This is a genomic window from Undibacterium sp. SXout20W (assembly GCF_049340285.1).
Taxonomy (GTDB): domain Bacteria; phylum Pseudomonadota; class Gammaproteobacteria; order Burkholderiales; family Burkholderiaceae_D; genus Undibacterium.
Genome location: NZ_JBMPPH010000011.1, coordinates 1 through 16,964, shown reverse-complemented (window position 1 = coordinate 16,964; position 16,964 = coordinate 1). Strand labels below are relative to the sequence as shown.

Here is a 16,964-nt window from a genome sequence, read left to right as displayed (position 1 = left end):
ACCACACTCTTGGGTGAAGTGGCACCATCGACCAAACTGAAAATTGGATCGGTGCCATTCGTTTGTATAAAACGCTGCTGCAGACTATCTGGTCTGATACTCCAGGCCTGGCTCTCCTAGTGACAACTGGCACAACTGCGACCATTTCCAAATGCCTGGAAAAATGCATTGCTCGTATCGATCGTACCGCTGGCGGTCGTAGTTAACACAGTTCCTTCGATATTGCTTATCGCGATTGGCTTTTCGAGGGTTGATACTGTGCTGACCGTCGCACTGGGCTGGGCCGTATTACTTGCCAGTGCCAGCGCTATTTTTGCGCTAGATGCAGTCGACGTGGTCGTGGCACTGTCGGAACTTGCAGTAATAGCAGCACTGGCGACACTGGCGGCGTTGGTCTCTGCTGCCGCAGCGACGTTAATGCTTTGGGTTGTTTGTGCTGTCGTTTCGCGGCCGCCACCGCAGGCGCTTAGAGCTAAGCCTGAAAGGCTTAGCGCGACGAGTTGTCTGGTCATGCCCGAGATTCGAATTGCTTGTTTCATTTGCAGCCTCCTGATTTGATAACATGAATCGCCATGCGAATTTCGCTAGCGGCATGCAGCCAGAAAAGTCTGCATAGTTGCCACAGTGCATCTAAATTAAGGAGGAAAAATGGAGAAAAGAGGTAAATTTTTGTCTAATGGTGTGGTTTCTTAGCGTTAATTTACGCATTGTTTTCATTTAATTAAGTATCTTGGCTATCGCTTAAAATAGTGGCAATTCCTTTATTGCTCCATATTTAAGTAATACACTCACTCGCTATACTCTGTCGCTATACTGTGGCATTACCATGTCGGTAGATGGTAAAGATTCTGACTCTATGTTGATCAATTAAACAACGCCCTACACCAAGCATCCCATGCGCCTCACCATCGCCAAAAAAATCGCCGTTACGATCACCACCATTGTGATTTTATGCATAGGGACGATGGCGTGGATTAGCAGCCAAAATCTTAAACGTGGATTTATCTCTTATCTCAGTGAGCTAGAACAACAAGATTTAAGAAAATTAAGTCAGTTATTGGCGGAAGATTATCGGCGCGATGGTAATTTTGATCACCTGTCTCGTGATCGCGAAGGCTTGCACGACATACTCGAGCAAATGCGACCGCATCCACCACGCAATGTCATTGAACAGCGACCGATATCTCCGACAGCAGAAACATCGGCTGCGCCTGATGTGCCTCTGCCAGAGAGATCGCTGGATCAGCCGCCCCCTGATCCTATGGGATTCGCACAAAGATTGGCATTGATCGACGAACATGGAACCGCAATTATTGGCCCCCGTGACGCCGCTACTGCACCTGACGGTAGTCGACAAAGTATTGTCGTCGATAAGCGCGTTGTCGGCACACTTCGATTGGCACCATTACGCAATATATCCAATGCGAATGGTTTGGATTTCGTCCGCATACAGATTCAACAAACGATCTGGTTAGCACTAGGTCTGATCATCATCGCATTGATTTTATCCATCTACCTGGCGCGACATTTACTACGGCCTTTAAAATCGCTGCATAAAGTCAGCAAACGGATTGCTAAAGGTCAATTCCAGGCGCGTGCTGAGGTTTTGAATCAAGATGAACTGGGCGAGTTGGCTAAAGACATTAACAGCATGGCGCGCTCCTTGCAGCAAAATGAGACGCAACGCCGGCAGATGTTAGCTGATATCTCCCATGAACTGCGGACACCGCTCACCGTCATCCTCGGAGAAGTTGAGGCCATTATTGATGGTGTCAGAACTTCTTCTCCTGCGGCGATGGCGTCTTTACATGCGGAGATATTGCATTTAAATAAGCTGGTCGATGACGTGCGCCAATTGACACTCGCCGATGCTGGCGATTTACGCTATGAGTTCGCCAGAATCGACATCGTTGCTTTAGTCGCTTCCATCACACAACGCTATACATTGCGATTACAAAAAGCACAGTTATCGATACAAATTGACTTCCCTGCCGAGCCAACTTTTATTCGAGGTGATACGAGTCGCATGACACAGGTGATCAGCAATCTGCTGGAAAACAGCATCCGATATACCGATAGTCCTGGCACACTCCGATGCAGTATTTCGTCGAGTCGTAATTTTGTCGAAATTTGTATTGAAGATAGTGCGCCCGGCGTACCACTGAACGCACATAGTTTATTGTTTGATCGCCTATATCGGGTCGATATGGCACGTAGCCGCGCACATGGAGGAAGTGGGCTTGGACTGTCTATTTGTAAAGCTTTACTCACAGCGCAGGATGGCGAAATTGACGCCATGCCATCGGTGTTAGGAGGCTTAAAAATGGTAATCCGGCTTCCGCTTATTTTGTAACAGGACAATGATGACTGACAATTCTCTGCAGCGTATTTTAATTATTGAAGACGATCTAAAAATAGCCGCATTGTTGCAAGACTATTTTGTCGCCAGTGGCTATCAGGTCGAACAACAGCACGACGGTAGATCCGGTCTGGCTTCAGTTCAAAAAAGTCTTCCTGATCTTGTATTGCTTGATCTCATGCTTCCCTTGATGGACGGAATTTCAGTCTGCAAGGAAATAAGAAAATTTACGCAGATACCGGTCATTATGCTGACGGCCAGAGTCGAGGAAGTTGACAGACTATTGGGGCTGGAAGTAGGCGCTGACGATTACGTGTGTAAACCATTTAGCCCACGTGAAGTCGTGGCGAGAGCAAAAATCCATCTGCGTCGGCATAGCGGGAAGACGACGCAAGCATCAGGATTTTTTATTGAAACTGCAGAACAAAGAATTCTATTTGAAGGGAATGCGTTACCGCTGACCCCAGTCGAATATCGTCTGTTAGCAGAATTGATCAGTCATCCAAATCGGGTCTTTTCACGCCAACATTTGCTCGATATTGCGCATGAAGATCAGCGCGACATCAATGATAGAACCATCGATTCGCACATTAAAAATATTCGCAAAAAAATCCAAAGCAAGCTCCCGGAACCCGAATGCTTGCACTCGGTATATGGGGTTGGTTATCGATTTGAACTACCACCATCATCAAGCACCTAAGCAAATCGTTCATCGGTGTGAACCGAATACCTACTAGCTAATAAGCAGTGTTGAAGGGGAGCACGAATATTGGCGCTGTTCCGTCCGCTATGGCGCGAGACGTTCTCTTCCGCTGAATTTATACGTCGATCCTGCCCACGCAAGACTCTTTCTGAAATTCAGCTTGCAAACTATCGAGGAATACTCTGGTTCTGGCAGGCATTAAGCGACGACCAGGAAAAACTGCCCATACGTCAATAGAGGGTAGTTGCCAGTCAGCCAGCACGCGAACCAATGCACCGCTTTCCAGATAAGTATTAATAAAAGTGTCCGATAGCATCAAAATACCATCGCCGTTTAAGGCTAGACGTGTGAGTAATTCTGGCGAATTTGCGGTGGCACGCCCGGGGGGAATACCTTCCCATTGTTCATCGTCGCGTGTTAATTTCCAAGGGCTGGGTTCGCCATTGCGCGCTAATAAGCGCAGGGCATCATGTTCCATTAAGGCTTCTGGTTCTGTGGGTGTTCCTCGCCGTTTCAGGTAATCCGGTGCTGCATACAATCCGACTTTGAATACGGCTAAACGTCTGGCTGCCAGTGAAGCATCGTCAGGTAAATCACCAACGCGGATTGCAACATCAAAATTTTCGCCAATGAGGTCAACACGTCGCGGTGTCAGGTCAAGTTCCAAAGAAATTGCCGGATATTTTTGGATTAAGGACGACAGGAACTGACTCATTTGCTGATTGGCGAAGTCGCTCGGCATGGATACACGCAAGCGCCCTGACGGTTGCGCTTGCCGGTGTTGCGTCAGTGCGAGTGTCGCATCAACCTCATCCTGTACCTGTTGTGCGTGGTGCAACACACTTTGCCCAAAATCGGTAATTGTCAATTGGCGGGTAGTGCGTAACAACAAACGTTCACCCAATTGTGTCTCTAACGCCGAAATACGGCGGGACAAGCTCGATTTGGGCATTGCCAGACGGTCAGCGGCCTTGCTAAAGCTGCCTTCTTCGATAACGCGAGCGAATAACAAAAGATCGTTAGCTTCTAGTTGCATTTCTATTTTTCCGATTTTGGAACAATGATATCCATTTTATGCTCTTCCGGATCAAAATTGGAATCTATAAAGTACGTCTATCGCAATTCTTCATCCATCGTAGATCAAGAGAGACGGAATTGCAGATTCCTGATGATCGCAATATTGATAGAGGTTTCTATGAACATTTTACAAATTAATTCCAGCATTCGTGCTGCTGGCTCACATTCAAAACAGCTTGCTCAGAAGATCGTAGAACGTCTTATTGCGGCCAGTGCTGATGCCCATGTAGTGGCGCAGGTAGTGGCGCGTGACTTGGCGCAAACACCGCATCCTGTATTGGACGAAGTGGCGTTACAAGCACTGTTTACACAAGCCGAACATCGCACAAACGAGCAGCAAGCCCGCGTCGCACTGGACGATGCCTTGATTGCTGAAATCCAGGCAGCTGACGTCGTCGTCATCGGCGCTCCTATGTACAACTTCAGCATTTCCGTTCAGCTAAAAAACTGGGTAGACGCGATTTCGCGCGCTGGCGTGACTTTCCGCTATGGCCAAAACGGTCCTGAGGGCTTGTTGACGGGCAAGAAAGTGGTTGTGGCCTTGACCCGTGGTGGTATTTATAAAAATACGCCCAATGATACGCAAATGTCTTACCTCAAAAATTTCTTTGGTTTCCTGGGAATGACGGACGTCAATTTCATTTATGCAGAAGGGCTGGCAATGGGGCCAGATGCTGAAGCCGCTGCGTTGTCCTCGGCAGCACAACAGATTGAAGAAATAGTGACAGCTTGATCAGAATAAGGAATAAGGAATAAGGAATAAGTAAAATGAAAAACGTAGAAAATTATGCTTTGCTCGCCGCACGTATTTTGATGGCGTTGATCTTTGTCGCTTCTGGCGCCTCAAAAATTGCTGGATTTGACGGCACTATTGGTTACATCGCCAGCAAAGGTGTGCCATTTCCTGCGATTGCTGCTGTGGCAGCGATCATCGTGGAACTCGGTGGTGGTTTGATGCTCATCGTTGGTTGGAAAGCACGCTGGGCGGCGTTGGCGATGATGGTATTCACACTGGCGGCGGGATTTATTTTTCATGATTTTTGGAATGCAGGTGCCGATACTGCACAAAACCAGATGATACATTTTATGAAAAATTTGTCGATGGCAGGGGGCCTGCTATTTGCCGTGGTGCATGGCAGTGGGAATTTGAGTCTTGAACGTTCTGTGAATAGTGCTACAGAAGCGAAATAGAAAATTGATGATGCTTTTCCAGTCATAAGAAAACCCCTGAGATCAAGCAAATCTCAGGGGTTTTCTTATTGAAGTAAGTTTTGAATTGCGTCAGTCTTGATTCAGATGCAAAGAAATAACGCCCGATGTCGGTGTTGAGCATGGCTCATCATCAAAGGCAATATCGCCATCAGTGCGCGCCTGGCCATCAATCTTCAGGTCACTGAAATTGAAGAGATTTTTGTCCATCAGATGGGATGGTGCAACGGTCGATAACGCAGCGAAAATATTATCAACGCGACCCGGGAATTTTTTATCCCATTCACGCATCAGACCTTTGATTTGTTTGCGTTGCAGGTTTTCTTGAGAACCACACAAATCACACGGAATGATAGGGAATTGTTTGACTTCGGCATAGCGCTGCGTGTCTGCTTCTTTGACGTACGCCATCGGTCGGATCACGATATGTTTGCCATCATCCGATTGCAATTTGGCTGGCATACCTTTGAGCTTGCCGCCAAAGAACATATTCAAGAAAAACGTTTCAAGAATATCGTCGCGATGATGTCCTAATGCAATTTTGTTTGCGCCTAATTCATCAGCAACACGATACAAAATACCGCGACGTAAACGCGAACAAAGCGAGCATGTGGTTTTGCCCTCAGGGATCAAACGTTTGACGATGCTATAGGTATCCTGATTTTCGATATGGTAAGGAATACCGATTTTATCGAGATAAGCAGGTAATACTTCTGGCGGGAAGTTCGGTTGCTTTTGATCGAGGTTAACGGCGACGATATCAAAATGAATCGGTGCACGTTCACGCAGCGTCATCAAAATATCCAGTAAAGCATAGCTATCTTTACCACCCGATAAGCAGACCATGACTTTGTCACCGTCTTCGATCATGTTGAAATCACCAATCGCCTGACCCACCAGACGGCACAAACGCTTATGCAGTTTATTGTTTTCGTAGGTAATTTTTTCTTGTGATCTGGTTTCGACAGCACGCTCTTGCGCGGTGTCGAGGATGATGTCCACCAAAGATTCTTGATTAGCTTGCATGGTACTTACATTTCATTTTTGATCTGGAAAACTTCGACGCCAACACCTTCGCAATCTGGATAAACATCTGGCTTCATGGTGGAGATGCACACAGCGCGAACGCGTGGATGCGCGAGCATCAGTTTGGCAACGTCGTCGCACAAAGTTTCTTGCAAATGTACATGGCCTTGCGCGATCCGTTGGGCGATTGAGCTGCGGATGAAATCGTAATCCACGACTTCGTCAAGCTGATCATCCTTTGGCGTTGACACCGCTAATGGAATATACAGATCGACATTGATTAAGACCCGTTGTTCGCCTTTTTTCTCAAATTCGTGAACGCCGATGTTGATCGAAATTTCATAGTTACGCAAAAACAGGCGGCGACAATCGGTGAGTTGCGGGTGGTGTAAAACGGATAGCATAATGTGCTCGATGGATTAAGAATGTGATTCGGTTGCAGTCGCGACAAACATCACGTCGCGTTGCAATGGGATTAGGTGTTGGCCGCCATCAACTAAAATTGTAGTACCAGTCATGGCTGGGCTATTGGCCAAAAATAAAACGCTACGTGCAATATCTTCCGGTGAACTGGAGTAGCCCAAAGGCGTGGCCTGATGCGCAACGCTAAAGTCGGCTTCGGTTTGATGACCAGATACCAACGTAATGCCGGGCGCAACACCAACGACTCTTACTTTTGGTGCTAAAGCTTGCGCTAACATTGTGGTGGCGCATTGTAACGCCGCTTTGGATAAGGTGTAGGACAAAAAATCGGGATTGAGGTTGTACAGCTTTTGATCCAGCAGATTAATCACACTGGCTTGCTGACCTTCCGGGGTGGCAGCGTGTAACGCCTGTGCCAGCAGGATAGGCGCTGCCAGATTGGCATGCATATGGTGATCCAGACACGTTTGCGAAAAGGTGCTGGCGCGGTCTTCTTCAAATAATGATGCATTATTAACCACGCAATGGATTTCACCCATTGCCACCACCGCCGACTGAAATAAGGCGCGTGTTGCAGATTCGTTCGCCAAGTCTGCCTGAATAGCTACCGCCCGCTGTCCCATGGCGGTAATTTTTGCTACAACGTCGGCGGCCTCGTTTTCGGACGTGCCAAAATGCACCACCACGTCCCAGCCTTGTTGTGCCATGGCTAAGGCGATATGTCGCCCAATACGCTTGGCAGCGCCTGTGACCAGCGCAACTCTGCGCGTTGCGCTGGAATTGTTGTGGGGGCTATGGGATTGCTGAGTCATGGAAATTCTTTACTGTGTCATCTTCGTTTTTTATACAATGCCGGTATGCAAAAATTATCTCTACCTCTGCCGGCGCCAGATGCCTTGGCTGCATCGCACGCGTTGCAGCAACTTATCATTGATGAAATTCAGCAGCATCAAGGCTGGATTCCGTTTTCACGCTATATGGAACTCGCCTTATATGCGCCCGACTTAGGCTATTACAGTGGCGGTGCCACAAAATTAGGCAAAGACGGTGATTTTACAACGGCTCCCGAAATGTCGTCGCTGTTTGGTGCAACGCTGGCAAACTTAGCAGCCAGGCTATTTGCGCAAACCTCAGCCCAAGTCATGGAGTTCGGCGCCGGTACCGGTAAGCTGGCGCGGGACTTTTTAACGGAATGTCAATTTTCTGGAATTGCAATAGACCGCTATTTTATCGTGGAATTGTCCGGCGAACTGCGCGCACGACAGGAAGTTTTATTGAAAGACTTTCCCCAGGTCATTTGGTTGCAAAAAATGCCAGATTCGTTTTCCGGTTTGGTACTCGGCAATGAAGTCCTGGATGCAATGCCAGTCGATCTGGTGATGAAGACGGCACAAGGCTGGCGTGAGTTGGGTGTCGCCGTGGCTGAGACAGAGCCAGATGCGCAATCGGGATTGCCACGTCTGGTCTATCGCGAGCATGATTGTGACCTGCAAAAGCTGGCACAAATCCCTGACATTGAGCACTTGCCTGCCCCTTACATGACTGAAGTTCATGCCGTGGCGACCGGTTTTATGCACAGTCTGGCGCGTATGCTCAGAGCTGGGCAAGTAGAATCCGGGCGGGGCAGTGCGGCTATTCTGCTTGATTATGGCTTTCCGGCGAATGAGTACTATCACTCACAGCGTGATCAGGGAACGCTGATGTGCCATTATCGTCATCATGCGCATCCTGATCCATTTTATTTGCCAGGTTTGCAAGATATTACGGCGCATGTTGATTTTACGGCAATGGCAAAAGCAGCATTGGCGGGTGGTTTGGAGTTATTGAGCTATACCAGTCAGGCGGCGTTTTTGCTCGAATCTGGTATTGCGAACTTGCTGGCGCGAGAGTCCGCAGAGCAAGTGATGCGTTATCTTCCGCAAGCCAACGCGCTGCAAAAGTTGGTGTCACCGGCGGAAATGGGTGAGTTATTCAAAGTGTTGGTCGTCGGTAGTGGCGTCGACATGCCAGCGGGTCTGCTGCGCCATGATCGTTGTCACCGCTTGTAAATTGTGTGCCGATGCAGCGTACAAACGTCTGCAGAAAAGACGGCTTAACGGATACCTGCTCACCCTAATGATTTAAATTCATTTATATACTGAGTAGGAGTATTTTTTTTCATCTATATTTGTCGTTGATAAATCACTCAATTTTTAAAATTTAAGGGGGAGTATCTGGTGATACGCTGGGTGTTTGTGATTTTTTTGGTCGTCATCATCATTTCCCGCTGGCTACCTTGGTTGGAAAAATTAGGGCTTGGACGCTTGCCTGGAGATTTGCGATTTCGTTTCGGTAAGCAAAATTACTCATTTCCTTTTGCCTCGACCATTGTGTTGTCCGTCTTTGCGATGCTGATCGCAAGATTGATAAAGTAAGGCAAAAAGTGAGGACAAAAATGTCGGTAAGTTGTAAAGTTTCCGATGCGTACTCTCAATATTTCCGTTAAACAATAAAACTTCCTATACTATTGGGCGGTCACTTTAATATAATGAATCAAAGGTAAAGAATTAAAGTATGAAGTGCTGGTTCAGGCAGACAGGTGCCCAAACCCCATCTGCTTTTTCAGACGAGAACTAAGACGAATTAACGCTAAAGGTCGAAATGAGCGAACTCAGTGACATCCGGGCATTGCTCATTGAACCGCATCAAGGCATGCGGGTCAGTTTGCACAATATGCTGAATTTATGCGGCATAACAAAAATCGAACACGCATTGACTGCAGGCACTGCTGTGCGCAGCATCCAGGCCAAAGTGTACGATTTGGTCCTCTGCGAATATGATCTTGGCGTTGGTCAGGATGGGCAGCAATTGCTAGAAGATGTACGTCATCACAAACTAACGCCACTCTCAACGATCTTTATAATGGTCACCGCCGAGCGATCGTATGCCAAGGTCGTTAGTGCTGCTGAATTAGCGCCTTCGGATTACTTGCTGAAACCTTTTACCGCTGACATGTTGCTTGAACGTGTGATTCGTGCACTGGAAAAGCGTAAAGCCTTCGTTGAAGTCCACAATTTAATGGAAGCCAGTGCAGTAACAGAAGCGATCACCGCCTGTCACCATGGCGAACGCGAATATCCCCGATATGCGGTTGATTTCATGCGCTTGCGTGCGGAATTGCACGTAGTTCTTGGCGAGGCAGCGGAAGCCGAAGCTTTATATATCCAACTTTTCGAGCTCAAAGCGGTCGCCTGGGCGCGTCTCGGATTAGCAAAAACCTTGTTCATGCAAGGTAAGTATCAGGAAGCCGAAGCAATACTAAAATCACTGGTTGCTGAAAATAATAAGTTTATGGATGCGTATGATTGGCTAGCGAAAACGCATGAAATGATTGGCGCGCTTCCTGAGGCAAAAGACGTGCTTGACACCGCCGTTACGGTATCGCCGCATGCGGTGCGGCGCTTACGCAATCTAGGTCGTATTGCAATGGAAACCGGCGATATTCAGACCGCCGAAAGTGTATTCAAAAAAGTAGTAAGTAAGGCCAAATTCTCAGAATTTCGTGACCCTGAAGATCACTTAAATTTGGTCAACGCGCTCGTCAAAAAAGGCGATACGGACCAGGCAAAAACAGTGATCCGCGATATGGAAAAAAACATGGGCGGGCTGAAAAAAACGGAAGCCTGCAGAGCCATCAGCGCAGCCATGGTACATGCCAAAACGGGGGACTCTCGCCTCAACACCGAGTTAGATGCGGCGGTAGTCGCCAGCCGGGAAGACATCGGATTGTCAACTGGCACAAAGCTGGGATTAGCAAAAACTTGCCTTGAAAATGATAAAGAGGGCGATGCTTCGGACATCGTACTCGGTGTGATGAAAAATGCCAGCAACCAAGCGGTCATTACGCGCGCTGTGGGTATTTTTGAGAGCGCCGGAAAAGGACATTTAGGTAAAGAACTGGCGCAACGCAGTCAGCGAGAAGTGATGGATTTGGTCGCACTGGGTGTGCAAAAAGCTAAACAAGGCGATTTCCGCGGTTCGGTTGATTTGATGACGGCGGCCGCGAGGAAGTCCCCGGACAATCCTCAGGTTGTATTGAATGCCGCATTGGCGGCGTTAAAATGTCTGGAAAATATGGGGTGGGACAGCACCATTGGCGAACAAGCACGTCATCTGATTGAGGCGGGGCGGCGTCTTGACCCAATGAATCCGCGTCTGAAAGCGATTCGTGGTTTGTACGATGAGCTACAGAAAAAGTATGGAATGAGCTTAAATCGCGTCGCGAAAAGCTGATTTATTTACATCGCATCGGGAGCTTGATCAAAAGCAACCCGCATGTTGAATCTGAATTGAGTTGCTACCTGGTGTTCTACAATTGGAATTGGAATAGACCAACATGGGAGCCGCGCATTCAGCCCGGGCATCAGATGGCATTACATAACTATGACTCAGACAGAATTACACTCGCTTTCATTGTTACCCGCCGCACAGCGCGAACGATTACTTAGAAAAATCCATGAGGAAAGTGATTTGCCGACGTTGGGTGTAGCGATTGCGAAAGTGATAGAAATCACTTCTTCAGGCTTAGAATCGGTCAACAACCTCGCACATTTCATACTATCTGACGTTGGATTGACGCAAAAAATCTTACGTTTATCAAATACCGTACAGTATCGAACCAGTTCTGGCGCTCCCGTGACGACCATCTCACGGTCTATTTTTTTGCTCGGTTTTAACACTGTCAAAACCAGCGCGACAGCAATGTTACTGGTCGATTATTTTAAAAACAAAGAGCAAGCACATAGTGTTCGCAAAGAATTAGTGCGTTCACTGTGCGCCAGTATTATCGGTCGTGAAATAGCAAGTAAAGGTCGTTTTCCTGATGGCGAAGAGGCCGCAGTGGCTGCATTGTTTAAAAATGTAGGTCGGGTATTAGTGGCCTCGTTTGACTATCAACTTTATGCCAAAATCCAAAATTTAGAAGAAGCAGGCGAAGTGCGTCCAGGTGATGCTGTACAACTCTTTTTGGGTTGTAGTTTTGAACGTTTTGGTGAGATGGCATTACAGGAATGGAAAATTCCGGAAGCCATCATCCAATCGATGGCGCCATTACCCGCTGGCGAATTAAAACGTGCCGCTTACCGTAACGACTGGTTGAAACAAGTCGCCAGTTTTAGTGATGCATTGGCCGAGATCGTCATCATGGGTAAGCATGGGACACCGGGTTATCTGGCGGCGATTCTGAAAAAATATGGGAAGGCTTTAGAAATTGATCAACCAATGCTTGAGGCTCTGCTTTTGCGGGTAGAAGAAGAAACACGGCAACTAGCGAAGAGCATGAACATTGCTTTGCCAGCCGATTTTACTGAATCTGAGGAGCCGACGTCTGCCATTGGCGTGCCCACTGAATTTTTAATGGTTTCTGAAGAGTTGCTGCCAGCGCAGGAATCGGATCGCTATCCCAGCGGCAAACCGTATCACGCCCATGATTTGCTGTTAGCCGGAATTCAGGACGTCACTCAGATGCTGGCTTCTGCAAATTTTCAGATCAATGCTCTCATTCTTCAGGTCTTAGAAACGCTATATTCCAGCATGGGATTTCGCTTTGCGACCATATGTCTCCGTGATCAGACGAGAGGATGTTACGTTTCAAAGTTTTCGGTTGGTGAACATTATGTTGAGCGGCAAAAAGGATTTAGCTTTTCGATGAAACAAGAGGCAGATCTATTTCATCTGGCGATGACGAATAATGTCGATGTGATGATTGCAGATACGTCTGCGCCGAAGATTCGCAGTTTGCTGCCGTTTTGGTATCAGGAACTGCTGCCGGACGCACGAAGTTTTATTATCCTGCCTTTAGTCGTTCAAAAAAAATCATTAGGTCTGATCTATGCAGATCGTGTTGTTACGGCGGAAGAAGGCGTACCAAATGACGAAACTTCCTTAATTAAAACACTGAAAAGTCAGTTGGTGGCAGCGATGGTGCGCGGATAAATTCAATCGAAAGTTTGTTCTCCAAGATGGGTAGAATTTGAAATTACGCGGAAAGCGCAAATAAAAAAGGAGCAAATTAGCTCCTTTTTTTGTAGGTCAAGATAGTGGCAATGCTTTTTTGCTTTTTTATTGCTGTTTTTCACCTATTACTTGACTATCATTAACGATCAGTGACGATCAGTGACTATCAGTGACGATCCCAATGCCCCTCGTGGAATTGCCAGCCGCCACCGACATGTTCCCAACGATGTGGAACCCATGCATAGCCTGGGCGAGGGGCGGACCAGTAGCCTGGATGCCAGACGTGACGTCCACCATCCCAATACCACGCACCGTCAATCCAGATATGACCCACGACTGGTGGTGCGCTGATAATTTCTACTTGCGGGGCAGGTGGCGCCACGGTAACGACCGCCGGCGCATAATACCGATGGCGTGGTGCTTCGACAACACAGCCAGTTAATGAGGCAACTGATGCAAGCACGGTGGCGCTTGCTAATAAAAATGCGATGCGTTTCATACGTTCTCCAAAAATGCCATTCGGCATCTGAATGACAGAATTACTGCAAACACGGTGATTTAAAATTGAATCAAGCAATAAAAATCAGCGCAATGTTTCCTTTTTCCTTATGTTCCTTCTTTGCAGCACAGAGTAAATATTTCTGTGCTTAGCTTCTTCGCTATGTGTAACTCAAAGCATGTTGCACTAACGCGGCAAAATGCTTTGAGGTGCACGCAAGCAGCTATTTTTTTACAGCAAAAATAAAGGTGAAGCAGAACTGAAGCAGAACTGACGCAGAACTGAAGCACAACTTAACTAAGTTCAATTCCTTGTTTCTTCGCTAACGCATCAATATCCTGCCAGATCGTCATTTGATTCAACAAACGTGTGGCAGGGTCGATGACGGCACTTAGATTGAAGAAGCGCTCCAATGACGTTTCGTCAAAGTTACTTCGCTGAGAAAAGTTAATCCGCCCATATTGTTTTTTAAACGCGGCTAACAGATCGCCAGGCGTATCTTTGTGCCAATATTGCATCAAGCCACCGACCATCAGTGCAGTATCAGTTGTTTGTTCGAGACTGCGCGGATTTCGTGCAGATGTCACATCACGATAATCAAGCAAACGTGGAAAATAAAATTGTTTAATCCAATGTGCAGGGATGCCATCAGCACGTTGCAAGTAACCGCTGCGCCAGAGTTTCCAGCTCTTTTCAGGTTCAGTCTCGCTGACAAAATGGCTATCCGCGAGCAGCACGCAATCTTCTTCCAGGACAATTTCTAGCACGATAGGTAAACCCGCCTGATGCGCAATATCTTCCAACTCTGGCATGACCGGTTTAGTCCCGCGTTGATCTTGCAACGCACCAACAAAGCGTGCCATCGCATCCTGCTGCTGATGATGGATTTCACTGGTGTTATTGCAAAAAGCCGCGCAGGCTGAAAAATAGGCCATCAACTCGCCGATTTGTACGCCAGGCGTGTCTGCTTTTTTTGAAAGCGCGCCGTCGGCGTTCGTCTGGAACTGGTGTGCTGGCGTATTCGCCGATAAGCCATTCCTCAATATTGGATACAACTGGGTGGTTATCACGCCCAGTTTAACAACGCTACCCGCGGCTAATTTGAATTCACTCATACTTATTACTTTCATTACTTTCATTAAATAACGCTAATACTTGCTCTGGAGGCCGGCCGATTGCTGCTTTACCTTGATAACTGACGATAGGGCGTTGAAGTAATTTGGGATGGTTCGCAATTGCCAGAATCGCTTGGTGGTCATCGGCATCCGCCAAATGACCTGCATCGTACTCTTCTTCGTTGGAGCGCAGCATTGTTTGTACGTTGCCGCCTAATTCACGTAATAGACTCTTCAATAAATCTACTGTGAGGGGTGTTTTTTGATAATCGATGATGTCGAGCTCTAGCTGCTTCGTTGTAGCGATTTGCTCAACGAGCGACAACGTCTCGCGGGATTTCGAGCACCGTGGATTGTGGTAAATTTTAATCATTCGTGATGCTTTAACTTTAACGTTGATTTGCTTTTTTAAAAGCCATTAAAAACCAACTAAAACCATTTAAAACCATTTAAAACTATTTAAAACCATTAAAGGCCCGTGCTGATATGACTTGTTAAGTGCCAATCTTGGCGACGAAGTTTGATTTGCAATACGAGGTTGTCAGTCTGGAAATTGCAGATATCTTCATTTGTCTTGTCGTTCCGCATAGTCCTACGTTGCGCAAATTTTCAACATATTCACCACCAAAAGAGTCAAATAGACAGATTTGCTCTTTGGATGAGATCAATAAAATGGGGTAAATAAGCTAATCAAAGTGCCATTTTTAGACGCAGATAGCCATTTTTTTTGCGCGCCACGGGCGGTATTGCCTAGGGAATTTGATCAAATAATCACCAAAGAGTTAGTGCTTCAGGAGTGAAATTATACGCTATGCGAATTTGAGCTCTGGTTTTTTATCCCTTGGTTTTCCTATTATGGGTGCACCCCCTGCGAAGAGACATCTCATTTGCCTACTGGAGGTTTTGCAAGGAAAAACGCTGTGCGAAAAACATGACCCTTACTGAGTTATATTTTTGCGAGCATTGCAAAAAAGTCTTTACCTCACGGTTTTTTATTAATGGTAAGTACTTGCTTCGCCAATACTGATGCGGACTCTTGATTTCAGATTGCACCTTAATTTAAGCACCTATAACCGACTAATAAACGACAAATAAGCGACTAAACGAAAAATCAGATCGATGACAGATCTGTTGTCGATGATGCCAGTCTTCACTTCCACACTTACATGTTGCTCGTAATCTCTTTACACTTGCACGATTTATGAGATTTCTGATAAGGCTTTATGCGTGAATTTTTGAGTCAATTAATGGTTTTTTGGTCGCCCGCCGAATTAAGTGCAAATATAACAATTTTTCTTAATCTTACGGGTGCTTTGGTGCTCGGCTGCTTTGTTGGATATGAGCGCTCCTATCATGGACGTGCTGCAGGTATGCGCACCTACGGCTTGGTTTGTATGGCCTCTGCGGCGCTGGTGGTGTTGGTCGGTTATCCAGAATTTTGGTTTGGAGGGAAAGTCTTAACGCCTTCCGCCGCAGACCCAACCAGAGTAATGCAAGGTGTGGTAACGGGGATTGGCTTTCTTGGCGCCGGCGTTATCATGAAGGAAGGCTTTAGTATTAGCGGATTGACCACGGCGGCGTCTATCTGGGCGTCATCAGCCATCGGCATTCTGATCGGCGTCGGATTTTATGCGGCCGCAATTCTGCTGGCACTTTTATCCGCTGGGTGCATGGTGTTGGTGTATCGATTGGAAATGTGGCTGCCTACACAGTCGGCAATTGCCATAACGCTACGTTTCAAAAAAGGCTATCAGCCTAAGGAAGCTGCTTTAGTTGCTATGGCGAAAGAACGTGGGTATGTACTCATGACGAGAACCTTATGCATCAGTAACAACGAGCATGGTCATGAATGGCGTTTTGTTGCGGTTGCGGAAAATAAGCATGCAGCGAAGTCCATTAGTGAGTTGTCACTCGATATTGAAAAAGTTGAAGGAGTGGAATCATTTCAGCTTGCGCATGCAAAAAATTGAGGCTTTTAGACAAATTTCACAAATAGTCCTTGACAGAAGGTCTTTGCATCTCTATAGTTCTGAGTTCCCTACGGAGGGGTGGCCGAGTGGTTAAAGGCGACAGACTGTAAATCTGTTCTCTCTGAGTACGCTGGTTCGAATCCAGCCCCCTCCACCATAGGATAAAGAATTTTTAAGTAAGTATGCGGCTGAAGTGGTAGCCCCTGCGGGTGTAGCTCAATGGTAGAGCTGAAGCCTTCCAAGCTTATGACGAGGGTTCGATTCCCTTCACCCGCTCCAGTTTTATTTGCATGGTGTTTGTGCGAAACGAGCTGCCCTTGTAGCTCAGTGGTAGAGCACTCCCTTGGTAAGGGAGAGGCCACGTGTTCAATCCACGTCAAGGGCACCATGTGAACTGGTGTAGTCTAGTCTGAATTTGTCGGGCGCGTGCCTGAGTATTCTCATCAAAATCGTTAGGAGTCCAAAATGGCAAAAGGTAAGTTCGAACGCACCAAGCCGCACGTCAACGTCGGTACAATTGGTCACGTTGATCACGGTAAAACTACACTGACAGCAGCGATTGCGACAGTATTGTCCAAAAAATTTGGCG

At 47.0% G+C, this 16,964-nt stretch carries 18 protein-coding genes and 3 tRNA genes; 13 read left to right on the top strand and 8 right to left on the bottom strand.

What is annotated here, in order from left to right; genetic code table 11:
* Positions 1 to 116 precede the first annotated feature (116 nt).
* A complete protein-coding gene (locus tag ACO0K1_RS07970) occupies positions 117 to 539 on the bottom strand; it encodes a hypothetical protein (protein ID WP_423024474.1) in 423 nt (140 codons plus the stop codon).
* A 356-nt stretch (positions 540 to 895) separates the two neighbouring features.
* Between ACO0K1_RS07970 and ACO0K1_RS07965 the strand changes: the two genes are divergently transcribed.
* Positions 896 to 2,353, top strand: coding sequence for an ATP-binding protein (locus ACO0K1_RS07965; protein WP_423024472.1), 1,458 nt, complete (start codon positions 896 to 898; stop codon positions 2,351 to 2,353).
* Between the two features lie 10 nt (positions 2,354 to 2,363).
* A complete protein-coding gene (locus ACO0K1_RS07960; protein ID WP_423024470.1) occupies positions 2,364 to 3,059 on the top strand; it encodes a response regulator in 696 nt (231 codons plus the stop codon).
* Positions 3,060 to 3,177: 118 nt separating this feature from the next.
* On the opposite strand, the gene ACO0K1_RS07955 is transcribed toward ACO0K1_RS07960, so the two are convergent.
* Positions 3,178 to 4,098 carry a LysR family transcriptional regulator gene (locus ACO0K1_RS07955; RefSeq protein WP_423024468.1) on the bottom strand — a complete coding sequence of 307 codons (921 nt, stop codon included), beginning with the start codon at positions 4,096 to 4,098 and terminating at the stop codon, positions 3,178 to 3,180.
* Between the two features lie 159 nt (positions 4,099 to 4,257).
* Between ACO0K1_RS07955 and ACO0K1_RS07950 the strand changes: the two genes are divergently transcribed.
* Together ACO0K1_RS07950 and ACO0K1_RS07945 are read left to right on the top strand one after the other, a co-directional pair.
* Positions 4,258 to 4,872, top strand: coding sequence for an FMN-dependent NADH-azoreductase (locus ACO0K1_RS07950; protein ID WP_423024465.1), 615 nt, complete (start codon positions 4,258 to 4,260; stop codon positions 4,870 to 4,872).
* Between the two features lie 35 nt (positions 4,873 to 4,907).
* Entirely contained in the window at positions 4,908 to 5,330 is a 423-nt protein-coding gene (locus tag ACO0K1_RS07945; protein ID WP_423024463.1) for a DoxX family protein, read from the top strand.
* A 90-nt stretch (positions 5,331 to 5,420) separates the two neighbouring features.
* Here ACO0K1_RS07945 and ttcA read toward each other — a convergent pair whose 3' ends face one another.
* From ttcA to ACO0K1_RS07930, 3 genes are read right to left on the bottom strand one after another with little or no spacing between them, the layout of a single operon-like run.
* A complete protein-coding gene (ttcA, locus tag ACO0K1_RS07940) occupies positions 5,421 to 6,374 on the bottom strand; it encodes a tRNA 2-thiocytidine(32) synthetase TtcA (RefSeq protein WP_423024461.1) in 954 nt (317 codons plus the stop codon).
* Between the two features lie 5 nt (positions 6,375 to 6,379).
* The gene (locus ACO0K1_RS07935; RefSeq protein ID WP_423024459.1) at positions 6,380 to 6,778 is read right to left on the bottom strand and encodes a dihydroneopterin aldolase; all 399 of its coding nucleotides are present in this window, start codon (positions 6,776 to 6,778) and stop codon (positions 6,380 to 6,382) included.
* A 15-nt stretch (positions 6,779 to 6,793) separates the two neighbouring features.
* On the bottom strand, positions 6,794 to 7,609 hold the full coding sequence (locus ACO0K1_RS07930; protein ID WP_423024457.1) for an SDR family oxidoreductase: 816 nt from the start codon (positions 7,607 to 7,609) through the stop codon (positions 6,794 to 6,796).
* Between the two features lie 45 nt (positions 7,610 to 7,654).
* Here ACO0K1_RS07930 and ACO0K1_RS07925 point away from each other — a divergent pair, with 45 nt between their 5' ends.
* From ACO0K1_RS07925 to ACO0K1_RS07910, 4 genes are all read left to right on the top strand, one after another.
* Positions 7,655 to 8,845, top strand: a complete 1,191-nt coding sequence (locus ACO0K1_RS07925; RefSeq protein WP_423024455.1) for a class I SAM-dependent methyltransferase — start codon at positions 7,655 to 7,657, stop codon at positions 8,843 to 8,845.
* A gap of 168 nt (positions 8,846 to 9,013) precedes the next feature.
* Positions 9,014 to 9,211 carry a DUF2905 domain-containing protein gene (locus ACO0K1_RS07920; RefSeq protein WP_423024453.1) on the top strand — a complete coding sequence of 66 codons (198 nt, stop codon included), beginning with the start codon at positions 9,014 to 9,016 and terminating at the stop codon, positions 9,209 to 9,211.
* A gap of 226 nt (positions 9,212 to 9,437) precedes the next feature.
* Positions 9,438 to 11,069 carry a tetratricopeptide repeat protein gene (locus ACO0K1_RS07915; protein WP_423024451.1) on the top strand — a complete coding sequence of 544 codons (1,632 nt, stop codon included), beginning with the start codon at positions 9,438 to 9,440 and terminating at the stop codon, positions 11,067 to 11,069.
* A gap of 150 nt (positions 11,070 to 11,219) precedes the next feature.
* Positions 11,220 to 12,770, top strand: a complete 1,551-nt coding sequence (locus ACO0K1_RS07910; RefSeq protein ID WP_423024449.1) for an HDOD domain-containing protein — start codon at positions 11,220 to 11,222, stop codon at positions 12,768 to 12,770.
* A 187-nt stretch (positions 12,771 to 12,957) separates the two neighbouring features.
* Here the strand turns inward: ACO0K1_RS07910 and ACO0K1_RS07905 are convergent, their stop codons facing one another.
* From ACO0K1_RS07905 to ACO0K1_RS07895, 3 genes are all read right to left on the bottom strand, one after another.
* Entirely contained in the window at positions 12,958 to 13,290 is a 333-nt protein-coding gene (locus ACO0K1_RS07905; RefSeq protein ID WP_423024447.1) for a YXWGXW repeat-containing protein, read from the bottom strand.
* A 293-nt stretch (positions 13,291 to 13,583) separates the two neighbouring features.
* Complete coding sequence (locus ACO0K1_RS07900) at positions 13,584 to 14,405, bottom strand: hypothetical protein (RefSeq protein ID WP_423024445.1); 822 nt, start codon at positions 14,403 to 14,405, stop codon at positions 13,584 to 13,586.
* Complete coding sequence (locus tag ACO0K1_RS07895; RefSeq protein WP_423024443.1) at positions 14,398 to 14,778, bottom strand: arsenate reductase family protein; 381 nt, start codon at positions 14,776 to 14,778, stop codon at positions 14,398 to 14,400. Before ACO0K1_RS07895 ends, ACO0K1_RS07900 begins: the two co-directional genes overlap by 8 nt.
* Positions 14,779 to 15,628: 850 nt before the next feature.
* On the opposite strand from ACO0K1_RS07895, the gene ACO0K1_RS07890 reads away from it, so the two are divergent.
* The 5 genes from ACO0K1_RS07890 to ACO0K1_RS07870 all read left to right on the top strand — a co-directional run.
* Positions 15,629 to 16,375, top strand: coding sequence for an MgtC/SapB family protein (locus ACO0K1_RS07890; protein WP_423024441.1), 747 nt, complete (start codon positions 15,629 to 15,631; stop codon positions 16,373 to 16,375).
* Between the two features lie 72 nt (positions 16,376 to 16,447).
* A tRNA-Tyr gene (locus tag ACO0K1_RS07885) sits at positions 16,448 to 16,532 on the top strand.
* A gap of 48 nt (positions 16,533 to 16,580) precedes the next feature.
* A tRNA-Gly gene (locus ACO0K1_RS07880) sits at positions 16,581 to 16,654 on the top strand.
* A 34-nt stretch (positions 16,655 to 16,688) separates the two neighbouring features.
* A tRNA-Thr gene (locus ACO0K1_RS07875) sits at positions 16,689 to 16,763 on the top strand.
* Positions 16,764 to 16,840: 77 nt separating this feature from the next.
* On the top strand, positions 16,841 to 16,964 hold a 124-nt coding region (locus tag ACO0K1_RS07870; protein WP_017454492.1), incomplete at its 3' end, for a GTP-binding protein.

Excerpts from the sequence above, each read along its gene's own strand:
- ttcA (WP_423024461.1), bottom strand. The coding sequence starts at position 6,374 with ATGCAAGCTAATCAAGAATCTTTGGTGGACATCATCCTCGACACCGCG.
- ACO0K1_RS07910 (WP_423024449.1), top strand. The coding sequence starts at position 11,220 with ATGACTCAGACAGAATTACACTCGCTTTCATTGTTACCCGCCGCACAG.
- ACO0K1_RS07935 (WP_423024459.1), bottom strand. The coding sequence starts at position 6,778 with ATGCTATCCGTTTTACACCACCCGCAACTCACCGATTGTCGCCGCCTG.
- ACO0K1_RS07900 (WP_423024445.1), bottom strand. The coding sequence starts at position 14,405 with ATGAGTGAATTCAAATTAGCCGCGGGTAGCGTTGTTAAACTGGGCGTG.
- ACO0K1_RS07925 (WP_423024455.1), top strand. The coding sequence starts at position 7,655 with ATGCAAAAATTATCTCTACCTCTGCCGGCGCCAGATGCCTTGGCTGCA.
- ACO0K1_RS07955 (WP_423024468.1), bottom strand. The coding sequence starts at position 4,098 with ATGCAACTAGAAGCTAACGATCTTTTGTTATTCGCTCGCGTTATCGAA.
- ACO0K1_RS07945 (WP_423024463.1), top strand. The coding sequence starts at position 4,908 with ATGAAAAACGTAGAAAATTATGCTTTGCTCGCCGCACGTATTTTGATG.
- ACO0K1_RS07915 (WP_423024451.1), top strand. The coding sequence starts at position 9,438 with ATGAGCGAACTCAGTGACATCCGGGCATTGCTCATTGAACCGCATCAA.
- ACO0K1_RS07950 (WP_423024465.1), top strand. The coding sequence starts at position 4,258 with ATGAACATTTTACAAATTAATTCCAGCATTCGTGCTGCTGGCTCACAT.
- ACO0K1_RS07895 (WP_423024443.1), bottom strand. The coding sequence starts at position 14,778 with ATGATTAAAATTTACCACAATCCACGGTGCTCGAAATCCCGCGAGACG.
- ACO0K1_RS07965 (WP_423024472.1), top strand. The coding sequence starts at position 896 with ATGCGCCTCACCATCGCCAAAAAAATCGCCGTTACGATCACCACCATT.
- ACO0K1_RS07970 (WP_423024474.1), bottom strand. The coding sequence starts at position 539 with ATGAAACAAGCAATTCGAATCTCGGGCATGACCAGACAACTCGTCGCG.
- ACO0K1_RS07890 (WP_423024441.1), top strand. The coding sequence starts at position 15,629 with ATGCGTGAATTTTTGAGTCAATTAATGGTTTTTTGGTCGCCCGCCGAA.
- ACO0K1_RS07930 (WP_423024457.1), bottom strand. The coding sequence starts at position 7,609 with ATGACTCAGCAATCCCATAGCCCCCACAACAATTCCAGCGCAACGCGC.
- ACO0K1_RS07960 (WP_423024470.1), top strand. The coding sequence starts at position 2,364 with ATGACTGACAATTCTCTGCAGCGTATTTTAATTATTGAAGACGATCTA.
- ACO0K1_RS07905 (WP_423024447.1), bottom strand. The coding sequence starts at position 13,290 with ATGAAACGCATCGCATTTTTATTAGCAAGCGCCACCGTGCTTGCATCA.